Annotated in this window: 16 protein-coding genes; 4 read left to right on the top strand and 12 right to left on the bottom strand. The window is 66.1% G+C overall.

What is annotated here, in order from left to right; translation table 11 throughout:
• The first annotated feature begins 6 nt into the window (after positions 1-6).
• From QFZ29_RS00080 to QFZ29_RS00065, 4 genes are all read left to right on the top strand, one after another.
• Positions 7-990 carry a carbohydrate ABC transporter permease gene (locus QFZ29_RS00080; protein WP_373426256.1) on the top strand — a complete coding sequence of 328 codons (984 nt, stop codon included), beginning with the start codon at positions 7-9 and terminating at the stop codon, positions 988-990.
• Positions 990-1,919 carry a carbohydrate ABC transporter permease gene (locus QFZ29_RS00075; protein ID WP_306892204.1) on the top strand — a complete coding sequence of 310 codons (930 nt, stop codon included), beginning with the start codon at positions 990-992 and terminating at the stop codon, positions 1,917-1,919. The genes QFZ29_RS00080 and QFZ29_RS00075 overlap by 1 nt, the downstream gene beginning before the upstream one ends.
• A 68-nt stretch (positions 1,920-1,987) precedes the next feature.
• On the top strand, positions 1,988-3,652 hold the full coding sequence (locus QFZ29_RS00070) for a glycoside hydrolase family 13 protein (RefSeq protein ID WP_306892203.1): 1,665 nt from the start codon (positions 1,988-1,990) through the stop codon (positions 3,650-3,652).
• A gap of 69 nt (positions 3,653-3,721) precedes the next feature.
• Positions 3,722-4,210 (top strand): YajQ family cyclic di-GMP-binding protein, encoded by a 489-nt coding sequence (locus tag QFZ29_RS00065; RefSeq protein WP_129519294.1) that lies wholly within the window; start codon positions 3,722-3,724, stop codon positions 4,208-4,210.
• A gap of 47 nt (positions 4,211-4,257) precedes the next feature.
• Here QFZ29_RS00065 and QFZ29_RS00060 read toward each other — a convergent pair whose 3' ends face one another.
• The 12 genes from QFZ29_RS00060 to QFZ29_RS00005 all read right to left on the bottom strand — a co-directional run bounded on the left by QFZ29_RS00060 (position 4,258) and on the right by QFZ29_RS00005 (position 15,499).
• A complete protein-coding gene (locus tag QFZ29_RS00060; protein ID WP_306892202.1) occupies positions 4,258-5,133 on the bottom strand; it encodes a type II secretion system F family protein in 876 nt (291 codons plus the stop codon).
• 1 nt (position 5,134) lies between these two features.
• Positions 5,135-6,091, bottom strand: coding sequence for a type II secretion system F family protein (locus QFZ29_RS00055; RefSeq protein ID WP_306892201.1), 957 nt, complete (start codon positions 6,089-6,091; stop codon positions 5,135-5,137).
• Complete coding sequence (locus QFZ29_RS00050) at positions 6,088-7,575, bottom strand: CpaF family protein (RefSeq protein ID WP_306892200.1); 1,488 nt, start codon at positions 7,573-7,575, stop codon at positions 6,088-6,090. Before QFZ29_RS00050 ends, QFZ29_RS00055 begins: the two co-directional genes overlap by 4 nt.
• On the bottom strand, positions 7,562-8,887 hold the full coding sequence (locus QFZ29_RS00045; protein WP_306892199.1) for an AAA family ATPase: 1,326 nt from the start codon (positions 8,885-8,887) through the stop codon (positions 7,562-7,564). The genes QFZ29_RS00050 and QFZ29_RS00045 overlap by 14 nt, the downstream gene beginning before the upstream one ends.
• Complete coding sequence (cpaB, locus tag QFZ29_RS00040; RefSeq protein WP_306892198.1) at positions 8,884-9,642, bottom strand: Flp pilus assembly protein CpaB; 759 nt, start codon at positions 9,640-9,642, stop codon at positions 8,884-8,886. The genes QFZ29_RS00045 and cpaB overlap by 4 nt, the downstream gene beginning before the upstream one ends.
• 67 nt (positions 9,643-9,709) lie before the next feature.
• Positions 9,710-10,663 carry a pilus assembly protein TadG-related protein gene (locus QFZ29_RS00035; RefSeq protein WP_306892197.1) on the bottom strand — a complete coding sequence of 318 codons (954 nt, stop codon included), beginning with the start codon at positions 10,661-10,663 and terminating at the stop codon, positions 9,710-9,712.
• 69 nt (positions 10,664-10,732) lie between these two features.
• Positions 10,733-11,098, bottom strand: a complete 366-nt coding sequence (locus QFZ29_RS00030; RefSeq protein WP_306892196.1) for a TadE/TadG family type IV pilus assembly protein — start codon at positions 11,096-11,098, stop codon at positions 10,733-10,735.
• Positions 11,099-11,171: 73 nt separating this feature from the next.
• Positions 11,172-11,366: a Flp family type IVb pilin gene (locus QFZ29_RS00025; protein WP_306892195.1), complete on the bottom strand. Its 195-nt coding sequence runs from the start codon at positions 11,364-11,366 to the stop codon at positions 11,172-11,174.
• Between the two features lie 197 nt (positions 11,367-11,563).
• The gene (locus tag QFZ29_RS00020) at positions 11,564-12,217 is read right to left on the bottom strand and encodes a prepilin peptidase (protein WP_306892194.1); all 654 of its coding nucleotides are present in this window, start codon (positions 12,215-12,217) and stop codon (positions 11,564-11,566) included.
• A gap of 32 nt (positions 12,218-12,249) precedes the next feature.
• Entirely contained in the window at positions 12,250-13,626 is a 1,377-nt protein-coding gene (locus tag QFZ29_RS00015) for an FAD-dependent oxidoreductase (protein WP_306892193.1), read from the bottom strand.
• A complete protein-coding gene (locus QFZ29_RS00010; protein WP_306892192.1) occupies positions 13,626-14,747 on the bottom strand; it encodes a polyprenyl synthetase family protein in 1,122 nt (373 codons plus the stop codon). The genes QFZ29_RS00015 and QFZ29_RS00010 overlap by 1 nt, the downstream gene beginning before the upstream one ends.
• A 44-nt stretch (positions 14,748-14,791) precedes the next feature.
• A complete protein-coding gene (locus QFZ29_RS00005) occupies positions 14,792-15,499 on the bottom strand; it encodes a class I SAM-dependent methyltransferase (RefSeq protein ID WP_306892191.1) in 708 nt (235 codons plus the stop codon).
• Positions 15,500-15,820: the final 321 nt, after the last annotated feature.

Raw genomic sequence — 15,820 nt, 5'->3', positions numbered from 1 at the left:
ATGGCCATCACAACAGGCAGTTCGAACAAGCCGGGCGACCCGGCCGACACCACGGCGGTTCCGGCGGTCACGGGCGGCCGCCGGCGAGACGGCGTCTACGACGGGGCATCCGGGGTCCAGCGCCGGAAGGCGAGCGGCCGGGCGCTTCCTGCCTTCTACTGGATGGTCGTTCCGGCCCTCCTGCTGTTCGCCTTCTTCCACACCCTTCCCGTGCTCGTCGGCGTGTTCTTCAGCTTCACGAACTACGCGGGCTACGGGGCCTGGGAGTTCGTGGGGTTCTCGAACTTCCTGAACCTGTTCCAAGACGACCGCGTGCTGAAGGCCTACGGGTTCAGCTTCGGGTTCGCCCTCGTCGCGACGGTGCTGACGAACGTGTTCTCGCTCGCGATCGCCCTCGGGCTGAACGCGAAGATCGCGGCACGCAACACGTTCCGCGGCGTCTTCTTCGTGCCCTACGTGCTCGCGATCCTCGTGGTCGGCTACGTCTTCCAGTTCTTCTTCGCGAACTCGCTGCCGAAACTCGTTCCGTTCATCCCGGTGCTGCGCGACAACCTCCTCTCAAGCCCCGACTGGGCGTGGGTCGCGATCGTCGTGCTCGCCGTCTGGCAGGCGAGCGCCTTCGCGATCATCATCTACCTTGCGGGCCTGCAGACGATCCCCGCCGAGCTCTACGAGGCGGCCTCGCTCGACGGCGCCAACGTGTGGCGCCAGTTCTCCCGCATCACGTTCCCGCTCATCAGCGCCTTCTTCACGATCAACATGGTGCTGAGCCTGAAGGGCTTCCTGCAGGTCTTCGACCACATCGTCGCCCTCACCAACGGCGGGCCGGGAACGGCGACCGAATCCATCACACTGCTCATCTACCGGGGCGGCTTCCAGGGCGGCGAGTTCGCCTACCAGACGGCGAACGCCGTGATCTTCGTCATCGTGATCATGCTCGTCTCACTCGTGCAATTCCGCGTGCTCCAGCGCAGAGAGGTTGACTTCTGATGTCCACCGCACCAACGACCCGCGCACTGACCACCGTCGATCTCGACGAGCTCGACGCCGAGCTCGAGGGCCGGCCCGCCCGGCGCCGGCGCGAGCGCGCCGAGAACCTCGACACCCGCAAGATCAACTGGTGGGCCACCGCACTCATCGCCGTGTGCTCCATCACGGTGCTCGTTCCGCTCTACCTCGCGATCGTTGTCTCGCTGAAGACGCCCGACCAGCTCAGCGGCACGGGCTTCGAGTTGCCGACCTCGTTGAACTGGGCGAACTTCGCCGAGGCGTGGGAACGCACGAACTTCCCGCAGGCGCTCGCGAACACCGGCTTCATCACGGTCGGCGCCGTGCTGTTCACGCTCATCTCGAACTCGATCGTGGCGTACGCGATCGCACGGAACATCCACCGGCGGTTCTTCAAGGGCGTGTACTTCTACCTGCTCGCGGCGCTGTTCATCCCGTTCCCGATCATCATGCTGCCGCTCGTGAAGCAGACCGCGCTCCTCGGCCTCGACAACCAGGTCGGGCTGATCATCCTCTACACGGTCTTCGGACTGTCGCTGAACGTCTTCATCTACACGGCGTTCATCCGCTCGATTCCGATCGAGCTCGAGGAGGCGGCCCGCGTCGACGGCGCATCGACCTGGCGGGTCTTCTGGTCGGTGATCTTCCCGCTGCTCGGCCCGATGAATGCGACGGTCGGCATCCTCACGTGCGTGTGGGCGTGGAACGACTTCATCCTGCCGCTCGTCGTGCTCTCCGACCCCGCTGCTCGCACGCTGCCCCTGGCGCAGTACATCTTCCAGGGGCAGTTCAACACCGACTACACGGTCGCGTTCGCCTCGTACCTCATGGCGATGGCTCCGCTGCTGCTCATCTACGTGTTCGCGCAGCGCTGGGTCATCTCCGGCGTCATGCGAGGCTCGATCAAGTGACGGATGCCGCGGGCCGGCCTTCCCCGAGACCCTCGGCCCGCGCCATCCGACCCATAGAAAGGAACCCTGTGACGTTCACCCAAACTGAGACCGAGACGATCCTCGCGAAGGATCCGGACTGGTGGCGCCAGGCCGCCGTCTACCAGATCTATCCGCGGAGCTTCGCGGACGCGAACGGCGACGGCATCGGCGACCTCCCGGGCATCACCTCTCGTATCCCGTACCTCGCCGCGCTCGGGATCGACGCGGTGTGGCTCTCGCCGTTCTACCCGTCGGCCCTTGCCGACGGCGGCTACGACGTCGACGACTACCGCGACGTCGATCCGAAGCTCGGCACGCTCGCCGATTTCGACGAGATGGTCGCGGCGCTCCATGGCGCCGGCATCCGGCTCATCGTCGACATCGTGCCGAACCACTCCTCCGACCGGCACGAGTGGTTCCGTGAGGCGCTCGCGTCGCCGGCGGGCTCCGCCGCGCGCGACCGCTATATCTTCCGTGACGGCATCGGCCCCGACGGCGACCAGCCGCCGAGCGATTGGGAGTCGATGTTCGGCGGCTCGGCGTGGCATCCGGTGGGCGACGGACAGTTCTATCTGCACCTGTTCGCGTCCGAGCAGCCCGACTTCAACTGGGCCCACCCCGAAGTGCGCGAGGACTTCCTCGAGACGCTCAGGTTCTGGTCGGACCGCGGCGTCGACGGCTTCCGCGTCGATGTCGCCCACGGCCTCGCGAAGGATCTCACCCACCCGCTGCCGTCGCGAGCCGAGCTCGCCGACCGGCTGCTCGCCGCCGACGGCACGCACCCGCTGTGGGACCGCGAGGAGCTCAGCGAGATCTACGCCGAGTGGCGTGCCGTCTTCGACGAGTACGACCCGCCGCGCATCGCCGTCGCCGAAGCGTGGGTCGCGCCGAGCCGACGCCACCGGTACGCGCGGGCCGACAGCCTCGGGCAGGCCTTCAACTTCGACCTGCTTCGTGCGGAGTTCGACGCCGACGCGTTCCGGGCGATCATCGCCGACAACCTCGCCGCGGTTCGCGAGACGGGTTCGTCGAACACGTGGGTGTTCTCGAACCACGACGTCGTGCGGCACGCGACGCGGTACGGACTGCCCGCCGGCGGCGGCGCCGATGGCGAGGTCGGGGCGGCGTGGCTGCTCTCCGGCGGCATCGCCCCCCAGCTCGACGCGGTGCTCGGCCTCCGCCGCGCCCGTGCCGCATCGCTGCTCATGCTCGCCCTCCCCGGCAGCGCCTACCTCTACCAGGGCGAGGAGCTCGGTCTTCCCGAGGTCGCCGAGATCCCCGACCACGACCGGCAGGACCCGACCTTCTTCCGCAACGCCGGTGTCGAGGTCGGCCGTGACGGATGCCGTGTGCCACTGCCGTGGACGAAATCGGGCTCCTCGTTCGGCTTCGGCGACGGCAGCGCGCACTTGCCGCAGCCGGTGTGGTTCGGCGACTTCTCGGTCGAGGCCGAGGACGCCGATCCCGGCTCGACGCTCAACCTCTACCGGCGTGCGCTGTGGCTGCGCCGCGACCTCCAGGATTCCGAGGAGCTCACGTGGCTCGACAGCGGCGCGGCCTCCGTGCTCGCGTTCGAGCGACCCGGCGGATGGCGCTCGTTCACGAACTTCGGTTCGGAGCCGGCGCGGCTTCCCGAGGGCGAGGTGCTGCTCGCGAGCAGCCCGATCGACGGCGATGTGCTGCCGCCCGCGACCACGGTCTGGTTGCGCTGAGGCGGGCGGCGAGCGGATGCCGCGAGCACGCCCTGCGCGCGGCATCCGCTCCTCGTTACACTTGGCGGCATGGCAGATTCAACGTTCGACATCGTTTCCAAGGTCGACCAGATGGAGGCCGACAACGCGCTCCACCAGGCGCAGAAAGAGGTCGCGCAGCGCTACGACTTCAAGAACGTGGGCGCGTCGATCGAGCAGTCCGGCGACAAGGTGCTGATCAAGGCCAACAGCGAAGAGCGCGCGAAGGCGATCCTCGAGGTGTACGAGGCGAAGCTCATCAAGCGCGGCATCTCGCTGCGTTCGCTCGACGCCGGCGAGCCCTTCGCGTCGGGCAAGGAGTACCGCATCGAGACCACGATGAAGGCCGGCATCGACTCCGAGAACGCGAAGAAGATCAACAAGATCATCCGCGACGAGGCGCCGAAGAGCGTGAAGAGCCAGATCCAGGGCGACGAGCTCCGCGTCTCGTCGAAGAGCCGCGACGACCTGCAGGCGACGATGGCGCTCCTGAAGGGCAAAGACCTCGACGTCGCGCTGCAGTTCGTGAACTTCCGCTGACCGCGTGAAGGCGACTCGCAGACGGATGCCGCGGCTGGCACCAATGATCAGCTTGAGAACTGGTTGATGATGCCAATCACGGCCGGCGTGAGGATCACGATGAACATGACGGGGAGCAGGCAGAAGATCAGCGGGAAGAGGATCTTCACGGTCACCTTCTGCGCCTGCTCCTCAGCTCGCTGGCGTCGCTTCGTGCGCATCTCGCCGGCTTGAACGCGAAGTACGCCTCCGATCGCGACGCCGTACGCATCAGCCTGGATGATCGCCCGCACGAATCGCCGAAGATCCTCCGACTTGGTGCGATGCTGGAGCTCGCCGAACGCGTCGCGTCGAGTCCGACCGATACTCATGTCCTGGAGCACCCGAACGAGCTCCTCCGCAAGCGGCCCCTCGCCGTTTCGGGCCGCCTTGGCCATGGCCGAGTCGAATCCCAAGCCTGCCTCGACGGCGATGGTCATCTGATCGAGCGTGTCAGGAAGGGCCCGCTGAATCGCCTCTTGCCGGTCATGCGCACGACTGTTGATCAGCACGTCGGGCAGGAAGAACAGCAACACGGTGGCGGCGACCGCCAAGAAGACCTTGAAGGGTTGCGGACCCCCGACGGAGACGAAGAGGAAGCCGATCAGAATCGCGAGCGCCGTGAGGAGGATCTTCCACGTGATCAGCCTAGGCACCGACCAACCGGCCGGCCGGCCGGCATAGATGATCTGCTTCTCGAGCCAACCGACGTATCCACGAGGCGCGGCACCGGCGAGCGTCGTACCAACCGAAGACCGGGGGTGCTGCAGCACGGCCGACTGCTGCATTTCGACCACAGGCTCTGAAGCAGCCTTCCTAGCCGGAAACAGCATGAATACGAACACCCCAATCGAGATCGCCGTCAGCACGGCCACCACCGACACGAGAATTGGCTGCATCTCCATCTCAGAACTTCACTCTCACTGTGAACGCCACCCAAACCGATCCGAGGACGAGCAAGATCCCGGCGACGATCAAGGCGATGATCCCGATGAAGGTCTGGAAGAACACCACGGTGTAGGTCGGCTGGATCACCGAGAAGAAGAGGAAGAGCGCGATCGGGAGGATGACGAGGATCATGCCGGAAAGCCGCCCTTCAGCGCTGAGCGCGGCCACTTGACGCCTGATCTCATTCCGCTCACGGATCGTAAAGGCCACTTGATTCAGGACCTCTGCCAGGTTTCCACCCGTCTCCGCGTTGATGGCGATCGCTTGAGCGACCCAGTCGAAGTCCTTGCTCTGCATACGCTGGGCCGTGATCGCCAGGGCATCGGGCAGCGGCCTGCCGAGCCTGGATTCGTTGACGGCACGCGTGAGTTCCTCGCCCATGGGCGCGTCGGCCTCCGCGGCAATCGCAGCCAACGCGGTGGAGAGACCGTGGCCGGCGCGCAAGGAGCCGGCGACCAGTTGCAGCATGTCGTCGATCTGATCCGCGAACTTCGCCCTCCGCCGAGAAGCGCGAATCCCGACGAAGAGTTTCGCGCCCACCGGAGTGAGTATGGCGAAGAACACCGCCCAGAGCGCGGACGATCCGTTTCCAAAACCGAGCATGACGCCGATCATCGCGAACACGCTCGCGGCAGAGGCGACGAAGATGAGGAATTGCGATGGAGTCGATCTGATCCCGGCCAGGTCGAGCTTCTCAGCACTGAACAGACGCCTTCGCTCACCCGCGAGCGCGGAATCCACCGCGGCCGTCGTCTGCGCGGTGACACGCCCCAACAGTGTGACCTGATCGACCCCTGGAGCGACTCGGCGGTCACGCGCGATCCTGGGCGCAGGTGGAGCGATCACGAAGAACAACAGCGTCAGACCGCCGAGCAGGGATACGGCGATTCCGAGGACGAGCACACCGGGGTTCATCGGATCTCCCCCAGCAATGAACGACGATCAGGTTGGAACAGCGATGCGGGAAGGAGGATGCCAAGGTCGGCGATGCGCTCGGCGAAGCGCGGGCGGACTCCGGTCGGTTCGAGTCGACCCAGGATGCGACCATCAACGTCGTAACCCGCTGAGTAGTCGAACGCGAAGGCGTCCTGAATCGTGATGATCTCTCCCTCCATGCCGTGTACTTCGGTGATGTGCGTCACTCGACGCACGCCGTCTTTCTGGCGGGAGATCTGCACGATGATGTCGATCGCCGAGGCGATCTGCTCACGGATTGCGCGAAGCGGCAGATCCATCCCCGCCATCAGCACGAGCGTCTCCATGCGGGAGATCGCATCGCGCGGCGAGTTCGCGTGGAGCGTCGAGATCGATCCCTCATGACCCGTGTTCATGGCCTGAAGCATGTCGAGGCTCTCGGCGCCACGGACCTCGCCGACGACAATGCGATCAGGACGCATACGCAGCGAGTTCCTGACGAGATCGCGAATGGTGATCTCTCCACGGCCTTCGATGTTCGAGGGGCGGGACTCGAGCCGAACCACGTGTTGCTGTTGCAGCTGCAGTTCAACCGCATCCTCGATCGTGATGATCCGCTCATCGCTGGGGATGAAAGCCGAGAGCACGTTGAGTAGCGTGGTCTTGCCGGTGCCCGTACCACCCGAGACGAGGATGTTCATCTTCGCGCGCACTGCGGCGTCGAGCACGGTTGCGGCTTCGCGCGTCAGGGTGCCGAAGTTGACCAGGTCCTCACTGGTGTACGGCGTGCCGGCGAACTTACGAATTGTCAACGACGAACCGTTGACTGCGAGCGGCGGGATGATCGCGTTGACGCGAGACCCGTCTTCGAGGCGTGCGTCGACGAGCGGGGAGGACTCGTCGATGCGACGGCCGACTCGCGACACGATTCGCTCGATGACTCTGCGCAGTTGCGGTTCCCCAGTGAACCGGTGCGACGTCTCCACAAGGCGACCGTTTCGCTCGACGTAAAGCTGGTCATAGCGGTTCACCATGATCTCGCTGACCGATGGGTCCTCGAGGAGCGGCTCGAGTGGGCCGTAGCCCAGCACATCGGCACCGATGTCGTCGATGAGACGATTGCGTTCGGTGGTCGAGAGGGCAAGCTGCTCGCCCGCCACGATGTCAGCGAGCTCCGCGCGCGCGAGTTGGTGCAGTTGCTCCTCGGTCAGCGCTGAATCGTTCAGTCGCGAGCCGATCCTCACGAACAGCTCCTGTGCGGCTTTCTCCTTGACCGTCGCAAGGGGGTCGACCGCGGGGGCCGCGTTGATGCGCAGGGCTGCCGGCGGCTGGAAGATCGGTGCCTCGGGCTCACGCTGCAGTACAGGCAGGCTGGGCGAGTCGAGCATCGTCGGCTCGACGGTCCTCGCGGCTGCAGGTTCCTGCGGCGGTGTGGCGGCCTGCTGAGCGCCCCGGACGGTGTTCAGTCGATCATTCAGTGTCATTCGATCGCCGCCTTCTCTGGATCTTTCTCCGCTTCGGGTGGGCCTCAGGGGCGATACGCATCACGACCGACCGAATCGCCTTCGCAGCGGGATCGCGAACGTCATCATGGATGAGCGGGACACCGCGGTTGCTCGCGAGGAGCACCGCAGACGACCGCGGAATGTCCACATCGATCTGTGCGCCGATGATGTGCTCGGCGTCGCGAACGGTGATGCCACTGAGTTTGTCGGTCTGATTCAGCACGATATGCCGATTTCCCGGCATCAACCCGAGGGTCCTCAAGAGCTCGAACTCAGTGCGCATGGCGCGGAGGCTCGGCACGCTCATGCTCGCAACGAACACCACGTCGGTGACGTGTTCCAAGGTGACGAGAGTGTGCTCGCCGAGCCCCGGTGTCGTATCGACGACGACATACCGAAAGGCGCCGCGCAGCCGGTCGATGAGCCGACCTACTGCATCCGGCGTGACGGCGTCGCCGAGCTCGGGCGATGGTACGCTCGCGACGACGAAAAACCCGTCTTTGTGGTGCGTCAGCGACGTCTTGAACACGATCTCGTCGGCAGCTGCCTCTGCGACCGCCTCGACGATAGTCTGCTCCGGTTCGAGCCCGAGCGCAGCGACGATGTCTCCGAACTGCATGTCCGCGTCGACGAGCACCACCGAGTTGGGGGCCACCTCTGCCAGACCGGTCGCGAGGTTCACAGCCAGGGTCGTCTTGCCCTGTCCCCCTTTGGGCGCGACCACGGCGATGGCTTCGGTTGCGATGCCTGCCTCCAGGGGTGGGAACTCCCACACCTCAATGGGAGGGGCCTGCACGAGCTGATCGAACTCTCCGGGATCGAACTCTTCCCCATCGCTCTCAGCCGTGATCTCTTCCTCGGTGTCCTCGAACACCAATGTGGCCGCCGGCTCGTCGAAATCGTGAGCATCGGCCTTCCCGCTCTCGACGAGCCAGTCGGAGAGTCGCCGGAACAGCGCGAGAGTCGTCTCGTCCGACGCGGAAGGACTCAAGATTGCGTGGAGCTCCAACTCGTCGACCCAGTCTTCAAGGTCGGACCGCTGCTCGCGAACGACAATCAGCCCGACGCCGGGATGCCTGGCGGCGAGTGCGTTCACGAGTCCGTGGGTCTCCTCGTAGTTCAGCACCGGTCCCAGCAACGCGATCCTCGGCGTTCCCTCAACGCGATCCATCACCGCATCTGCCCCGAATGTCAGGAATTCGCCGGTCACCACATCCAGGCGAGCGCCGAGAAGAGCCCGAAGACGAGACTCGTATTCGGCGGACCGGCTCACCAAGAGGAAGGGGATCACGGCCAGACATTACCTGAGTCGACGCGGACTGATCCGCTCGTGTCGGTTGACTCGGTCTGCAGGGTAAGCCACATGTTCGCATAGTTGCTGGACTCGCCCTCGGCGAACCAGACCCAGCGTTCGACGTCATGTGTCGAGAGCGCGATCGTGAGCATGATTGCGCCGGTGGGGTCCTGGGCTGCGGCCTCGTCAGAGCCTTCGCTCGGCACGGCAACGCCCTGAACCTTCGTGACCAGGACATGGTTGAATGTGAACTGCGTGGTCGGGTTGATGACCTCCTCCTGGCCCTCCGGCTCGCCCGGGTCAACCGTCCCAACCATTCCGATGAAATCCCCGGCCTTGACCTCTCCGCCAACCACGCGGTCGGCCGGGAGCGTAAATGACAGCAGGTGCATGCCCTCGGGAACAGTGACCTCCCCCTTGGCAGCGAGGTCGAGCGGGTCGAGGAAACGCGCTTCGAGCAACTGCTCTCCTGGCAGGATGTCCGCACCGGCGACAAGCCCGATGAGTTCCTCCAGATCGGTGACCGCCCCATCAGCGAGGTTGCGCTCGGGAACGGTGTCCGCCGTAATGAACTCCGCAACACTCTCGCCAGGGGTACCCTTCGGAATGGTCTCTTGCACGATGTAGGTATCGACGAGTTCCGCGCCCTCGGCGGCTCTGGCATCTGCGCCGCGCACATACAAGATGAGGACGAATGCGCCGACACTGGCCAGCAAAAGCGCCACGATTGCGCCGATGACTCGGGTCTTCATTGTGGTTCCTGTCGGGTCGTAGGGTCGTAGGGTCGTAGGGAAAGACTTGGTGGAAGATATGAGACGGTCAGCCGGAGAACCGGACGATGATCAGCCCTCCGTTCGGTCCGTTGCCAAGCTCGAAGTCTTCGCCCAGCTCGACATACCTCACGAAGTAGCCTTGGATGCCTTTCGAGTTGCCCGCGTTGGGAAGCGACGGGGAGAGAGGCGAGCCGCCGCAGTATCTGGCGGAGTTCGCGCCCCCCGTCTTCACGCCCGTCAATTTGAAGGCTGCAAACCTCGAGATCGTGAATGTCGCGTGCGACCCAGAACCCCCGCTCGATGCATAGAGCGGGATGAGCACCGTTTGACACAGCGTCTGCTCGATCACGTCGGATGAGCATCCGTTCTTGTTCGGATTCGGCTGGACGCCCACCTCACCGCCGACAGTCGAATTGATCGAGATGGTGGCTGAACATCCCGATCCATCGAGCCAACCGAAGCCGCCTGGTGAGCCATCCGCACAAGGCTCCCCGCTGCCGCCGTTGTTGATGAGGAGCCATGTCCTCGTCGGATTCGGTGCGTCTGCATCCTGTGGCGGTAGATCGACGAACTCGCACTGGGCAATCGTCAGTGCCAGCTTCGTCGTGCCTCTCACGGGTGTGCCCCATGCGGCGGTCGCCGTCGCTTGGAGGGTGGTCGCGTCCTGCGGGAAGAAGACGGATGCGAATGGATGTTCGACGCCGTCGCCGCTCGGTGACGAGGCGTCGACCTTGACGCTACCGCTGCCTGCATTGACCGTTATCGCGTCGATTGCAGCGACGCTGGTTCCATCATTTGCGTTCTCACCTGCGATGCTGGTCGCGAGAGTTTCGGCGCGCCCCTCGCACAATCCGGGATGCTTGGCACAGTCGGAAGCGACGGCGATCGCGCCGGCGTCAGCTCCGTTCTGGAGCTGCGCCTTTTCCCAGTACAGGAGGCCGGTGTCACCCGCAAGCGCAGCGCACGCCAACAGCGGGATGATCGCCAAGGCGAACATCATCGCGCTGGCGCCTCGCTCCTCCCGGCTCCTCTTCAACCACCGCATTTCATCGACGCCCTTCCCTGCACACTATTCGATCCACCGAACGCCGGAATCATGCCGGTCAAGTTCGTCATCGGTGCGATCACAGTCATCGTGAGCGTCGAGTCCGGCCCGCCTCGCACAGGTTGAGGGGTAGGAGAACGTAATCGGTCCGGCGACGTTTGCCGCAGTCGCGACGTCATTTGCTCGCTGCTCGGCATCCGCCTGCGCACTCGGCTCGAGGTGATGGATCGCGTAGTAGCGCGCACCTATACGAGCGGCGTTTGTCACCGCTTGTTGCTGGCTGAACACCCACCCGACGTCCACCACTAGGGACACGATGAGCAGGAATGGCAGGAGGATCAGGGCGAATTCGACAGCCGCCGCTCCGCGCTCTGATCGAACGCTAGTCATGGGGACCTCCGCAGCCCAGAGTGTCCCGACGACCTGTTGGACTCGTCGGGACACACTAGTGAGTCGAGGCGTCTTAGCTGAGACCGAGGGCTGGAATGATGACCTCGTTCACGAATCGAGTGATGGCTGGGGCGAGCAGCGCCAGCGCACCCACGATCGCGATCGACGCGACGCCGATGATCAGCGCATATTCGGTTGCGGTCGCGCCCTCTTCGTCGGAGGTGATGGAGTTGATGCGCGCCATAGCACGCGTGTATGCCTTGAGCATCTTGAATTCCTTCGGGTAGCAGGAACACCGCACCGTTCCTGCGGGAACAGGAGATAATGCAGTCGCTGCGTCGGTGCAGCAGGTACCTGACGGTATCCATGAACGATCCGGAGCCGCACACCCCATTTCGGGGGATCCTCATGTTTGACCGAGGCTGCGGCGCGGCATCCGTTTCCGGGCTCTTCGATATTCGCCACTCACGGCCCGACGAACAGCACCGCCAGCAACGCCCCCATGAGCATCGACGGCCCGAACGGGATCGACCCGCGCAGCGTGACGCGGCGCAGGGCCAACGCGACCAGCGCGATCACGCCGCCGACCACGAACGCGGCGAGCAGGCCGACGAGCCACGCCGTGAGCCCGAACCAGCCGAGCAGCAGCCCGATGGGCAGTGCCAGCTTCACGTCGCCCATGCCCATCGACGACGGCGAGATGATCGCGAGCAGCAGGTAGACCGCGAACATCGCGGCTGCCCCGGCAATAGCGAAGATGGGGGACAGCCAGTCGCCCGTCGCGACCGTGGCGGCCACGAGCAGCACTCCGACGGCCAGGAGGGCCGGGAACACGACCGCGTTGGGCAGGCGTTTCTCAGCGAGATCCACGATCGAGAGCACCGTCGTCGCGGCGGCGAATGCGAGCAGGGGCGCGAGCGTCAACGTGGGGCCGAAGCGCAACGCGAGCGCGCCGAAGATCACGGCGGTCGTCACGGCGGCGACGATGCGCACCGTGCGCTGCTGCGGCATCCGCTCGCCCAGCATCGACCGGCGAGCCCAGTCGGCGAGCGGCCACCAGCCGAGGGCGGCGCCGGCGACGACCGCGAGTACGACGGTGATCTCGGTCGCGAGCGGCATGGAGTGCAGCGTAGCGGGCAGCAGGGGCGGCGCTACGCCTCGCCGCGCGAGAGGTCGACCATCTCATCGCGCGGAACGACCTTGACGCGCATGCGACCCTCGGCCGTTCCGAGCGCCTTCTCGTGCTCGTCGAGGCGGTGCCAGCCGTCGAGATCGGTATAGCGGATGCCGCGCGATTCGAGCATCTCGATCACCGACTCCTCTGTGGGCGACTCGGGCCGCCACCAATTGCCGAGGTCGTTGATGACGTGGCGGATGGTCTCCATGGCGTCGGACTTCGTGTGCCCGATGAGCCCCACCGGCCCGCGCTTGATCCACCCCGTGGCGTAGACGCCGTACATCTGCCGGCTGTCGCCCGTCTCCTGGTCATGGATGAGCACCTGGCCCTCATGGTTCGGGATGACGCCGAAGTCCTTGTCGAACGGGATGCCCGGCAGCTGCGTGCCGAAGTACCCGACCGCGCGGTAGACAGCCTGCACGGGCAGCTCGCGGATCTCGCCGGTGCCGACCACGCCGCCCTCGCCGTCGGGCGCGGTGCGCTCCCAGCGGAACGCGCCCACCCGCCCGGTGCCGTCGTCGACGATCTCGAGGGGCTTCGCGAAGAAGTGCAGGTGCAGGCGACGCGAGGCCTGGCCGACCTCGCGCTGGCGCCACTGGTTCAGCACCTTGTCGATGACGAAGACCTGCTTGTTTCCGGCGACCGCAGCGCGCGCCGCATCGTCGTAGTCGAAGTCCTCGTCGTAGAGGATCATGTCGACGTCGCGCAGCTCGCCGAGTTCGCGCAGCTCGAGGGGCGTGAACTTCACCGAGGTGGGGCCGCGCCGGCCGAACACGTGCACGTCGGTGATGGGCGAGGCGGCGAGACCGGCCGCGACGTTCGCCGGGATCTCGGTCGGCATGAGGTCTTCGACGTGCTTCGCGAGGATGCGCGACACGTCGAGTGCGACGTTGCCGTTGCCGATGACGGCCGCCTGGCGGGCTTCGAGCGGCCACGTGCGCGGCACGTCGGGGTGCCCGTCGAACCAGCTCACGAAATCGGCCGCGCCGTACGAGCCGTCGAGGTCGTGCCCCGGGATGTGCAGCGAGGCGTCGCGCACCGCTCCCGTGGCGAAGATCACCGCGTTGTAGTGCTTCTTCAGGTCTTCGAGCGTGATGTCTTCGCCGAAGCGAACATTTCCGAAGATGCGGATGTCGCCACGGTCGAGCACCTCGCGGAGCGCTGTGATGATGCCCTTGATGCGCGGGTGGTCGGGGGCGACGCCGTAGCGCACGAGCCCGTAGGGCGCCGGAAGGTGATCGAACAGGTCGATCGAGACGTCGAAGTGGCGCTCGGCCTTCAGCAGGATGTCGGCGGCGTAGATGCCGGCGGGGCCGGCTCCGACGATCGCCAGTCTCAACTTGTTCTTCACTAGCTCTGTCTCTCCACGATCGTTTCCGCAAAGCGCGTGAGCGCCTTCTTCACGCTGCCCTCGGGCAGCGGGGCGAGCGCCGCGACGGCCTCGCGCGCCCAACGGTGCGCCTCAGCGAGCGTAGCGCGGGTGGCGTCGTGCTCGCGGAGCTCGGCGACGATCGCGTCGACGGTCTCTCGCGACGGCACGATGCGCGACGCCTGGGTGTTGGTGTCGATCGCCTCGGGGGCGGTCGGGTCGGTCACGATGACCACGTCTCGCTCGATGCGTTCGAGCAGGGCGGCGGATGCGGCATCCGACTTCGCATGCTCTGACAACCTCAGCAGCGGCAACGTGACCACACCCGCGCGCAGGTCGGTGCCGGGCACCTTGCCGGTCTCGGCGGGCTGCGGCGAGAGGTCGATGACGTCGTCGACGAGTTGGAAGGCGACGCCGATCTTCTCACCGAAGGCGATGATGGGGGCCTCGAACGCCGGGTCGGCGCCCGAGAAGATGATGCCGGCCTGCGCGGCGGCGGCGATGAGGGAGCCGGTCTTGTCGGCGAGCACCTGGATGTAGTGCGTGATCGGGTCTTCGCCCTCGGCCGGGCCCACGGTCTCGTGCAGCTGGCCGAGCACGAGCCGCTCGAACGTGTTGGCCTGCAGGCGGATCGCGCCCTCGCCGAGGCTCGCCATGAGCTGGCTGGCGCGCGCGAACAGCAGATCGCCGGTGAGGATCGCGACCGAATTGCCCCACACGGTCTGCGCGCTCGGCACGCCCCGGCGGCGGTCGGCCTCGTCCATGACGTCGTCGTGATAGAGGCTCGCGAGGTGCGTGATCTCGATCGCCTGGGCCGCGGTGACGACGTCGTCGGTGACGCCCGCGCCGAGCTGCGCCGTGAGCAGGGTGAGCATCGGGCGAACGCGCTTGCCGCCCGCCTCGAACAGGTAGCGCGTCGAGACGTCGGCGATCGAATCGGCGAATCGCACCTCGCGCTCGAGCCCCGACTCGACCCGATCGAGCCCGTCGTCGATCGCCTTCGCCATGGCGCGATCGGCTGACGTGGCGAAGACGCGCTCGCTCAGGCCGAGGTTCGCAGCGAGCGAAGAGCCTCGACGGGCGACCGGGTGGCTCGAATTCACGTCCCCAGCCTACCGGTGAGGTTTCGAGCGGATGTCGCGGGGTGTCAGGCGGCGGGCTTGCGGCCGCGGTGCAGCGCGACGACACCGAGGGTGAGGTTGCGCCATGCGACATCCGTGTAGCCTGCCTCGCGGATCCAGCCGGCGAGCGCGCGCTGGTCGGGCCACGCGTTGATGGACTCGTTGAGGTACTCGTAGGCGTCGTCGTTCGAGCTCGAGAGCTTCACGAGCGAGGGCATGACGTAGCGCTGGTAGGCGTGGTAGCCGGCCCGCACGACACCGACCGGCGGGTGCGAGAACTCGCACACGACGAGGCGACCGCCGGGCTTGGTGACGCGGAAGAACTCGGCGAGCGCCTGCTTCGGGTCGTTGACGTTGCGCAGGCCGAACGAGATCGTGACGGCGTCGAACTCGTCGTCGCCGAACGGGAGCTTCGTGGCATCCGCTTCGACGAAGACGAGATTCGGCACGTGCGACTGGCGCCGTCGGCCGACCTCGATCATGCCCGGCGAGAAGTCGGCGGCGACGACGGATGCCCCGGACTTCGCGAGGCTCGCGCTCGACGTGCCCGTGCCCGCCGCGACGTCGAGGATGCGCTCCCCCGCCTTCGGCGCGACCGCCCGCGTCGTGGCGACGCGCCAGAGCGGTGCGTTGCCGACCGAGAGCAGCGTGTTCGTGCGGTCGTACCGGGCCGCGACCCGATCGAACATCGCCGACACCTGCTCGGGCTCCTTGCCGAGGTCTGCGCGCATCATCCTTCGAGTCTACGGTCGGATGCCGCGTGGCTCGGGGTCGCCCGGCCGGGCCCACCGGGCCGCGTGGCTCGGGGATCACGCCGGCGCCACCGCCGGCCCTGCGGCATCCGTCGGCTCGAAAGTGCAGGAGATTCGCCATCATGGGGCTCGTATGCGGGCGCATGACGCGGAATCCCCTGCATTCCAGCGCGCTCGTGCCGGAAGCGGCTGCGCATGGCCCCCGGCGTAGGCTGGTGCGGTGAACCACACGGATGCCTCGGCGCGTGCCTCTCCGCGGCACGCCGCTCCTGCCCGCCTCGTCGTGCGCACCGAGCCGGTCGA

Source organism: Agromyces albus (assembly GCF_030815405.1).
Taxonomy (GTDB): Bacteria; Actinomycetota; Actinomycetes; order Actinomycetales; family Microbacteriaceae; genus Agromyces; species Agromyces albus_A.
The sequence above is the reverse complement of the archived record's forward strand: the minus strand, read 5'-3'. Positions and strand labels throughout refer to the sequence as shown.

Coding starts and splice junctions, on each gene's coding strand:
- QFZ29_RS00075 (WP_306892204.1), top strand. CDS start 990: ATGTCCACCGCACCAACGACCCGCGCACTGACCACCGTCGATCTCGAC.
- QFZ29_RS00065 (WP_129519294.1), top strand. CDS start 3,722: ATGGCAGATTCAACGTTCGACATCGTTTCCAAGGTCGACCAGATGGAG.
- QFZ29_RS00060 (WP_306892202.1), bottom strand. CDS start 5,133: ATGGAGATGCAGCCAATTCTCGTGTCGGTGGTGGCCGTGCTGACGGCG.
- QFZ29_RS00055 (WP_306892201.1), bottom strand. CDS start 6,091: ATGAACCCCGGTGTGCTCGTCCTCGGAATCGCCGTATCCCTGCTCGGC.
- QFZ29_RS00050 (WP_306892200.1), bottom strand. CDS start 7,575: ATGACACTGAATGATCGACTGAACACCGTCCGGGGCGCTCAGCAGGCC.
- cpaB (WP_306892198.1), bottom strand. CDS start 9,642: ATGAAGACCCGAGTCATCGGCGCAATCGTGGCGCTTTTGCTGGCCAGT.
- QFZ29_RS00035 (WP_306892197.1), bottom strand. CDS start 10,663: ATGATGTTCGCCTTGGCGATCATCCCGCTGTTGGCGTGCGCTGCGCTT.
- QFZ29_RS00030 (WP_306892196.1), bottom strand. CDS start 11,098: ATGACTAGCGTTCGATCAGAGCGCGGAGCGGCGGCTGTCGAATTCGCC.
- QFZ29_RS00025 (WP_306892195.1), bottom strand. CDS start 11,366: ATGCTCAAGGCATACACGCGTGCTATGGCGCGCATCAACTCCATCACC.
- QFZ29_RS00020 (WP_306892194.1), bottom strand. CDS start 12,217: ATGCCGCTCGCGACCGAGATCACCGTCGTACTCGCGGTCGTCGCCGGC.
- QFZ29_RS00005 (WP_306892191.1), bottom strand. CDS start 15,499: ATGATGCGCGCAGACCTCGGCAAGGAGCCCGAGCAGGTGTCGGCGATG.